The sequence below is a fragment of the Alterirhizorhabdus solaris genome (assembly GCF_007785815.1).
GTDB lineage: Bacteria > Pseudomonadota > Alphaproteobacteria > Sphingomonadales > Sphingomonadaceae > Alterirhizorhabdus > Alterirhizorhabdus solaris.
In genome coordinates this window covers 105163-112689 of record NZ_VNIM01000003.1, presented here as the reverse complement: position 1 = coordinate 112689, position 7527 = coordinate 105163, and the positions used below count along the sequence as shown (strand labels likewise).

General features: G+C 69.8%; 7 protein-coding genes. 6 read left to right on the top strand and 1 reads right to left on the bottom strand.

Annotated features, from left to right (window positions below):
* Positions 1-1042, bottom strand: a 1042-nt coding sequence (locus FOY91_RS01800; RefSeq protein ID WP_203234461.1) for a CoA transferase, incomplete at its 3' end; no start/stop codon positions are given.
* Positions 1043-1322: 280 nt separating this feature from the next.
* Here FOY91_RS01800 and FOY91_RS01795 point away from each other — a divergent pair.
* From FOY91_RS01795 to FOY91_RS01770, 6 genes are all read left to right on the top strand, one after another.
* Positions 1323-2546 carry a cytochrome P450 gene (locus FOY91_RS01795; RefSeq protein ID WP_145147506.1) on the top strand — a complete coding sequence of 408 codons (1224 nt, stop codon included), beginning with the start codon at positions 1323-1325 and terminating at the stop codon, positions 2544-2546.
* The gene (locus tag FOY91_RS01790) at positions 2543-2749 is read left to right on the top strand and encodes a ferredoxin (protein ID WP_145147504.1); all 207 of its coding nucleotides are present in this window, start codon (positions 2543-2545) and stop codon (positions 2747-2749) included. The genes FOY91_RS01795 and FOY91_RS01790 overlap by 4 nt, the downstream gene beginning before the upstream one ends.
* 146 nt (positions 2750-2895) lie before the next feature.
* A complete protein-coding gene (locus FOY91_RS01785) occupies positions 2896-4089 on the top strand; it encodes an acyl-CoA dehydrogenase family protein (RefSeq protein ID WP_145147502.1) in 1194 nt (397 codons plus the stop codon).
* A gap of 14 nt (positions 4090-4103) precedes the next feature.
* A complete protein-coding gene (locus tag FOY91_RS01780; protein ID WP_145147500.1) occupies positions 4104-5234 on the top strand; it encodes an acyl-CoA dehydrogenase family protein in 1131 nt (376 codons plus the stop codon).
* Between the two features lie 12 nt (positions 5235-5246).
* Positions 5247-6257 (top strand): NADP-dependent oxidoreductase, encoded by a 1011-nt coding sequence (locus tag FOY91_RS01775; protein WP_145147498.1) that lies wholly within the window; start codon positions 5247-5249, stop codon positions 6255-6257.
* On the top strand, positions 6254-7462 hold the full coding sequence (locus tag FOY91_RS01770; RefSeq protein ID WP_145147496.1) for a CoA transferase: 1209 nt from the start codon (positions 6254-6256) through the stop codon (positions 7460-7462). The genes FOY91_RS01775 and FOY91_RS01770 overlap by 4 nt, the downstream gene beginning before the upstream one ends.
* Positions 7463-7527 lie beyond the last annotated feature (65 nt).

Sequence of the window (7527 nt, the reverse complement as noted above, 5' to 3'; positions counted from 1 at the left end):
CGGCCTGGTGGATCGTGCCGAAGTCGGGATCGGCAAGGGCGATGCGCTGGCCGACGAACTCCACCTGCTCGTCCAGCAGGATCTCGGCCGGCTGCAGCACGGGCAGCGCGGCGACGTCGGCGGCGTGGAACAGCGGGATCCACTCGTCGCGGCGGCGCGTCTTCATCCGGTCGAAGATCTCGACACGGGCGATCTGATATTCCTCGGCGTTCAGCGGGGTGGCCATCTCCGGCCCCTCCACCTGCTGGATGCGATCGCCGAAGCCGAGCACGTCCATCGCCGCGCGGAAGCCGCCGGGGCCGCCGGTATGGATCTGGAGGAACAGGCCGTCGGCGCATTCGAACATCGCCGTCACCAGCCGGGTATCGCCGAAGCGATCGGTCGCCCCGGCATCGGCCGTGCGGATGTAGGACAGGCCGGCTTCCTGCCACCAGTTGTTCATCGGCGATTGCGCGAGCATCGCATCCATCAGAGACGCCTCGACGAGCTGGCCGAGGCCGGTGCGGTGGCGCGCGCGCACGGCGGCGAGGATACCGATCACCGCGAGGAACGCCTGCCCGTAATGCAGCGCCGGGTGGCCGGGATACATCGGCCCCGGCCGGAACGAGCTGGACTTGTCGATCATCAGGCCCAGTCGCGCGGCCGCGAGCGACTCGCCATAGGGCCGGCCGGCTAGCGGGGTATCGTCGCCATAGGCCTGCAACGCGCAGACGATCAGGCCGGGCTTGGTCCGGGCCAGCGTGGCATGGTCGAGCCCGAGCCGGACGGCGTCGGTGCTTTCCAGCGAGTGGATGAAGATGTCGCTGCCGGCGATCAGGCGGGTCAGCTCGGTACGCTCGCCGGGGTCTTCCATGTCGAGCTCTACGCTGCGCTTGCCGCGATCCCATGCCTTGCGGGTGAGATCATGGGCGAAGAACGTGCCGCCGTGCGGCTCCACCTTGACCACGTCGGCGTGATGATCGGCGAGCAGCATGCTGGCGATGGCGCCTGGCATGACCTGCGAGGCGTCGATGATTCGCAGCGATTGCAGCGGTCCGGTCATTCTCATCCTCTCGCATCGGATCGACGCATCATGGCGTGGCCGCCTTCGAGCGCGCCTTCGCCGCCCTCCATCACCCGCTTGGGGAGGAAGTGCAAGCAAAACTGCATCATCGGGCATAATTCGACGGCGTATGACGTACCGCACGGGCGGCATGGCGTACGGGCGGTGGCGATCGTGTCGTTTTCCCACCCGCACATCGGATGAGACGGATAGCCGTTGACAATATTGCTCAACTGGCTACTTTTCGTCGTCAATACAGATCATCTGTACGGAGAGGCCGATGTCCGTTCCCGAGCATGTCCCCGCCGGACTTGTGCGTGATTTCAGCTACTGGACGGCCCCCGGCATGGCCCCCGAGCGCGGGGGTGATCCGCAGGGCGCGCTGGCAGGGCTGCACGACGGGCCACCGGTGTTCTACGCGCCGAACAACACCTATGACGGCCACGGCACTTGGGTTTTCGTCCGCGCCGAGGACCAGCGCCGCGTGCTGCAGGATGCCGAAACCTTCTCCAGCCACCGTAGGTTGTTCGAGCAGGCGCTGGGCGAGGACCTGCCGACGATCCCGCTCGAGATCGACCCGCCGGAGCACGGCGCCTATCGCTCGCTGCTGAACCCGCTGCTCAGCCCGAAGCGGGTGATGGCGATGGAAACCGCCAATCGCGCGCGTGCCGTGGAACTGATCGAGGGCCTCAAGGATCGTAGTCGTTGCGAGGTGATGCAGGGCTTCGCCTTCCCGTTCGCGGTCGGCGTATTCCTCGAATTCCTCGGCCTGCCGCAATCGCGCCGCGACGAGTTCCTCGGCTGGGCGGACAAGCAGTTCCACGGCACGCCGGAGGAGCGCGGCGAGGCGATCCGCACGGTGGTGGGCTTCATGCGCGAGCTGGTGGCGTTGCGCCGCCGCGAGCCGGCCGACGACTTCATGACCTTCGTGGTGCAGGCCACGGTGAACGGGCAGCCGATGAGCGACCGCGAGGCGGTGGGGATGGGCGCGCTGCTGTTCGTCGCGGGGCTGGATACCGTCGCCGCCGCGATCGGCTTCAATTTCCGCTATCTCGCCGAGACCCCGGAGGAGCAGGCACGCCTACGCGGCGACCCCGCCGCCATCGTGCTCGCCGTGGAGGAGCTGCTGCGCGCTTTCCCCACGGTGCTGATGACCCGGATCGCTTCGCACGATACCGAGTTCGACGGCATCTTCATCAAGGCGGGGGACCGGGTTTCCTGCCCGTCGATGGTGGCCAACCGCGATCCGGCCGAGTTCGAGTGCCCGAACCGCATCGACCTGACGCGCGAGAACAACCGCCACGTCGCCTTCGCCTACGGGCCGCACCGCTGCCTCGGCTCGCATCTGGCGCGGCGCGAGCTGGTGATCGCGATGGAGGAATGGCTGGCGCGCATCCCGTCCTTCCGCATCGCCGAAGGCACCGCCCCGCTGACCTACGGCGGGCATGTGTTCGGCATCGACGATCTCGAACTCGCTTGGGGCGAGAAGGCGGTGGCGGCATGATCGTGCGGGTGCTGCGGGAAAAGTGTCAGGGCCATGCGCGCTGCTGGGCGCAGGCGCCCGACGTGTTCGTGCTGGACGACGAGGGTTACATCACGCCCGGCGATATCGCCGTGCCCGAGGATCAGGAGCGGGCCGCGTGGCGCGGGGCGAAATCCTGCCCGGAGCGCGCGCTGGTGATCGATGACGGCGCGACCGCGGCATGATCCGGCGACTGCCGCGGGTGGCGGCGGAAACCGCGCCATTCACCGCCGCACCGGGCGAATGACATTGCGTCGGGGCAATCCAAATTGTATCCGATAATGCAGTTTTATGAAGACGACCGGAATCGCCGGGCAGGGAGGGGCAAGGAATGACAGGATCGGACGCTCCCGCCGGATTTCGCGCCGAGGCGCGCGCGTGGCTGGAGGCCAACTTCCCGCCGTCGCTCGCCTATCGCAATCCGGTGCCCTACCAGAACGACGCCGCCTTCGCGGAGGCGGATGCGGACTGGCAAGTGTGGCGCGATCGCATGGCGGCGCAGCGCTGGGGCGCCCCCGGCTGGCCGGTCGTTTATGGCGGCGCCGGGCTCGATGCGGGCGACGTGCGGATCCTCGCCGAGGAAATGGCGCGGATCGGCGCGTTCAACCCGATGAAGATGACGGGCTACACGATGCTCGGGCCGACGCTGCTGGAATATGGCACCGACGCGCAGAAGGCGGCGCATCTGCCCGGGATCGCTGCCGGCCGGGTGCGCTGGTGCCAGGGTTTTTCGGAGCCGGGCGCGGGATCGGATCTCGCCTCGCTCCAGACCCGTTGCACCGACGAGGGCGATCACTGGCTGGTGGAAGGCCAGAAGGTGTGGACTTCCGGCGCGAACCACGCCGACTGGTGCTTCGCGCTCGTCCGTACCGATACGTCGGCCAAGCAGCGCGGCATCAGTTTCCTGCTGATCGACATGACCACCCCCGGCGTGGAGACGCGACCGATCACGCTCATCAGCGGATCCAGCCATTTCTGCGAGATGTTCCTGAACGCGGTGCGCGTGCCCAAGGACAATCTGGTGGGCCGGATCAACGAGGGCTGGGGCATCGCCAAGCGCCTGTTGCAGTTCGAGCGCGACAGCCTTTCCGAAGGGCGCGGGGGGGGGGCGAGCCTGCTCCCGCTGGCGCGGGAACGGCTCGGCGTGGATGCGCAGGGCCGGATCGCCGAACCGGACGTGCGCGCCCGCCTGATCCGCCACGCGATGCGCGTGCAGGCCTACAATCTGACGCGGGCGCGGATCGGCGCCGGGATCAAGGCCGGCATCCCGGGCGACGCGATGGTGCCGGTGCTGAAGAACCTCGGGTCCGACGTGGCGCAGGACCGCGCGGACCTGATGCTCGAACTGCTCGGCGAGCAGGGGCTGGGCTGGACCGGGCAAGGCTATGGCGAGACGGAGATCGAGGCGGCGCGCCAGTGGCTGCACAGCCGCGCCTTCTCGATCTACGGCGGCAGCTACGAGATCCAGAACAATATCGCGGCGAAGCGGACGCTGGGCCTGCCGGATGCGCCGGTGCGCAAGTGACGGAAGGGAGCGGCATGGCCGTGCTGACCGAGGAGCAGGCGCTGCTGCGCGACATGGCCGCCGAATGGGTCGCCGATCGCGCGCCGGTGACGGCCCTGCGCCGGATGCTGCACGAGGCGCCCGGCACGGGCTATGACCCGGCGCTGTTCGCCGACATGGCGGCGATGGGCTGGGCCGGCATCCTCGTGCCGGAGGAACATGGCGGATCGGACTTCGGCTTCGTCGGCGTGGGGCTGATCCTGGAACAGCTCGGCCGCACGCTCGTCGCATCGCCGTTGCTGTCGAGCGGACTGGTCGGGGTGAGCGCGCTGTCGCTCGGTGCCGGCGCGGTCCAGCAGGCGGCATGGCTGCCGCGTATCGCCACGGGCGAGGCGGTGGTGGTGCTGGCGCTGGAGGAGGAAGGGCGCCACGATCCCTCGCGCATCGCGCTGGCCGCAACCCGCGAAGGCGAAGGCTGGCGGCTCGTCGGGGTGAAGGCGCCGGTGCCGGACGGCATGGCCGCCGATGCCTTTGTGGTCGCCGCGCGCGTGGCGGGTGACGGGCGGGACGGCATCGGTCTGTTCCTCATTCCCTCGGATGCGCCGGGCCTGTCCCGCGAGCCGCTCGCCCGGATCGACGGGCGCGGTGCCGCGCGGCTGCGCCTCGATCGCGTGACGGTGGGTGACGACGCGATGCTGGGCGGCGCGGAGACGGGCGGCGCGCTGCTCGACCATATCCTCGATCGCGGCCGCGCGGGCCTTGCCGCCGAGATGCTCGGCAGCGCCACGCAGGCGTTCGAGACGACGATCGACTATCTCGGCACGCGCACGCAGTTCGGCCAGCTGATCGGCTCGTTCCAGGCGCTCCAGCATCGCGCGGTGGGCATGTACGCCGAACTCGTCCTCACGCGCTCCGCCGTCGAGGCGGCGCTCGCCGCGCTGGATGCCGACAGCGCCGATGCGCCGATGCTGGTGTCGCTGGCCAAGGCGCTGGCGGGCGAGACGCTGCACCGCGTCGCGCGAGAGATGGTGCAGATGCACGGCGGCATCGGCATGACCGAGGAACATGACGCCGGCCTGTACCTGAAACGCGCGGCGGTGGCCGACGCGACCTGGGGCAGCAGCGCCTTCCACCGCGAACGATACGGCCGCCTTGCCGGCTACTGAAGGATATTGCGCATGAACTCACGCGAAGTCCGGCTGGAGCGACGGCCGCAGGGAGCGCCCGTGCGCGAGGACTTTTCGATCGCGCAGGTGGCGGTGCCGGCCCCCGCGGCCGGCGAGGTGCAGGTCCGCAACCTGTGGATGACGATGGACCCGGCGATGCGCGGGCGGATGAGCGACGCGCGCAGCTATGTGCCGCCGTTGGAGCTTAGCCGCGCGATGGAGGGGCCGGCGGTGGGCGAGGTGGTCGCCTCGGGCGATCCCGCCTTCGCGCCCGGCGATCTGGTGTGGTCGCGGCTCGGCTGGCGCGAGGCGTTCACCGCGCCGGCCGATAGGGTGCAGAAGCGCGCGCGCACGCTGCCGCCGCAGGCCTATCTGGGGTTTGCCGGGATGACCGGGCTGACCGCCTATGTCGGCCTGCTGCACGTGGCGGCGCTGAAGCCGGGCGACGTGGTGTTCGTGTCGGCGGCATCGGGCGGGGTCGGCTCGGTCGTCTGCCAGATCGCCAAGCTGAAGGGGCACAGGGTGATCGGCGCCGCCGGCGGGCCGCGCAAGTCCGCGTTCCTCACCGAGGTGCTCAAGCTGGACGCGGCGATCGACTACAAGGCGGAACCGAGCCTGACCAAGGCGCTGGCCCGCGCCGCGCCGGAGGGCATCGACGTGTATTTCGACAATGTCGGCGGCGATCATCTGCAAGCGGCGCTGTCGATCGCCAATCCGCGCGCGCGCTTCGCTCTGTGCGGCATGATCTCGCAGTACAACGCTACCGAGCCGAGCGCCGCGCCGCGTAATCTGACGCAGGCCGTCACCAAGGAATTGCGGCTGGAGGGGTTCATCGCGCTGAGCCACCTGCACCACGAGGCGCAGTTCCTCGCCGACGTGACGGCGTGGCATGCCGCCGGGCAGATGGTGCAGGCCGAGACGGTGTACGACGGTATCGACCGCGCGCTGGATGCCTTCGATGGCCTGTTCAACGGCGAGGGGCTGGGCAAGATGCTCGTCCGCCTCGGGGACGCGGCGGCATGACCTACGATCTTCTCGCAGGCTTGCGCGTGGTGGAGGCGGCGGCGTTCATCGCCGGGCCGTCGGCGGGCATGCAACTGGCGCAGATGGGGGCGGAGGTGATCCGCATCGATGCCATCGGCGGCGGGCCGGATTTCCGCCGCTGGCCGCTCGCGCCCAATGGCGAGAGCCTCTATTGGGAGGGGCTGAACAAGGGCAAGAAATCGATCGCGATCGACCTGTCCTCCGGCGAGGGGCGCGAGCTGGCGGTGGCGCTGGCGACGGCGCCGGGCGAGGATGGCGGCCTGTTCCTCACCAACTTCCCGGTGCGCGGCTTCCTTTCGTACGAAGCGCTGGCGGCGCGGCGCGCGGACATCGTGTGCGTGCGCGTGATGGGGTGGGCCGATGGCGCGCCGGCGCTCGATTACACGATCAACGCCTCGGTCGGCGTGCCGTTGATGACCGGGCCGAAGGACTCGGCCGAACCGGTCAATCACGTGTTCCCCGCGTGGGATTTCATCACCGGCGCGCAGGCGGCGTTCGCGATGGTCGCGGCCGAGGCGGCACGGCGGCGGACCGGCAAGGGCGCGGACGTGCGGATCGCGCTGTCCGATGTCGCGGCGACGTGCCTGTCGCAGAGCGGGCAACTGGCGGAGACGCTGATGGGCGGCGACCGGCCGCGCATGGGCAACGACCTGTACGGCGCGTTCGGCCGCGATTTCGCGACGGCGGACGGGCGGCGGTTGATGCTGGTGGCGATCACGCCGAAGCAATGGTCCGGGCTGATCGATGTGCTGGGCATCGCGGCGGCGGTGGACTCGATCGAGGCGGAGGTGGGCGTGCGGTTCGCACGCGACGAAGGCGCGCGCTTTACCCACCGCGCGCGCCTGTTCCCGCTGTTCGCGGCGGCGATGGTGACGCGGACGGCGGGCGATCTTGGCAGCGCGTTCGACCGGGCGGGCGTCACGTGGTCCGAATATCGCACCCTGTCCGAGGCGGCCGCCGATCCGCGCCTGTTCGACGGCAACCCGACGTTCGAGACGATCGCGCACCCGAGCGGGCTGACCTATCCCGCCGCCGGCCCGGCGATCCACTTCGCCGGCACCGAGCGCGGCCCGGTCGCCCCCGCGCCCCGGCTGGGGGCGCACAGCGACGAGGTGCTGGCGAGCGTGCTCGGCCTCGGCGACGGCGCGATCGCCGCTCTGCACGACCGGGGGGTGGTCGCATAAAACTACCCCACCGTGCAGAATTGATTGACTTTAGGTCGGGCCGGCGGGATAACCGCGACAGGCCG

Bases quoted from the DNA above. Each gene is read 5' to 3' on its own strand.
- FOY91_RS01795 (WP_145147506.1), top strand. From the start codon at position 1,323: ATGTCCGTTCCCGAGCATGTCCCCGCCGGACTTGTGCGTGATTTCAGC.
- FOY91_RS01790 (WP_145147504.1), top strand. From the start codon at position 2,543: ATGATCGTGCGGGTGCTGCGGGAAAAGTGTCAGGGCCATGCGCGCTGC.
- FOY91_RS01780 (WP_145147500.1), top strand. From the start codon at position 4,104: ATGGCCGTGCTGACCGAGGAGCAGGCGCTGCTGCGCGACATGGCCGCC.
- FOY91_RS01775 (WP_145147498.1), top strand. From the start codon at position 5,247: ATGAACTCACGCGAAGTCCGGCTGGAGCGACGGCCGCAGGGAGCGCCC.
- FOY91_RS01770 (WP_145147496.1), top strand. From the start codon at position 6,254: ATGACCTACGATCTTCTCGCAGGCTTGCGCGTGGTGGAGGCGGCGGCG.
- FOY91_RS01785 (WP_145147502.1), top strand. From the start codon at position 2,896: ATGACAGGATCGGACGCTCCCGCCGGATTTCGCGCCGAGGCGCGCGCG.